Genomic DNA, 601 nt, shown 5'->3' with positions numbered 1-601 from the left:
CAGGTCGGTGGCGTTGTGCAGGTACGCGGCGCCTGCGAGCTCCAACGGCTGCTCGGAGAAGACGGTGGTGAAGTCGGCCAGGTAGTCGCAGTAGCCGCTCACCTGGAGCCCGGGGTGGAGCAGGTCGCGGCGGCCGGCGGTAGTCACTAGGTCGAAGTTGTCCTCGTACACCTCGGCGGAGTCCCACTGCTTGAGCTCCACTACCACGTACGACGGGCGCCCGGAGGTGGGGTGCGTGCCGGCCAGCACCACGTCCGCGCGCTTGCTGCTCAGGGGCATGCCGTACTCGACGAGCATCTCCACGCCGCCGAGGCCGGCGTCCACGAGGTCGGAGCGCAGCACCGGCAGGGAGCGCTCCCACGACCGGCGCTCGCCGGGGGAGGCGTGCGTTCCAGAGCGGTGCATGAGCGCTTCGGCCAAGCGGTCGGCGATGAGGGTCTCGACGCCCGAGAAGCTCTCGGCCGACGAACGGAACAGGGCGGACACAGGACTCCCGGGCAGCACGAATCGTCGTGCGGGTGGGGGCGTGTCCTGTGGGAAGCCCGTCGGGCCGCGTTGGTGGGGTCAGCGTAACCGGCTCTTCGGAGTTGAGCGTGGGTGC

The 601-nt window shown here is 70.2% G+C and carries 1 pseudogene; it reads right to left on the bottom strand.

Annotated features, from left to right (window positions below):
- A pseudogene (locus HMPREF3099_RS09400) lies at positions 1-486 on the bottom strand (ATP-binding protein); the annotation flags it as partial.
- Positions 487-601: the final 115 nt, after the last annotated feature.

The sequence above is a fragment of the Kytococcus sp. HMSC28H12 genome, assembly GCF_001816045.1.
GTDB classification, from domain to species: Bacteria; Actinomycetota; Actinomycetes; order Actinomycetales; family Dermatophilaceae; genus Kytococcus; species Kytococcus schroeteri.
Note: the sequence above shows the minus strand (reverse complement) of the source record. Positions and strands in the feature narration are given on the sequence as shown.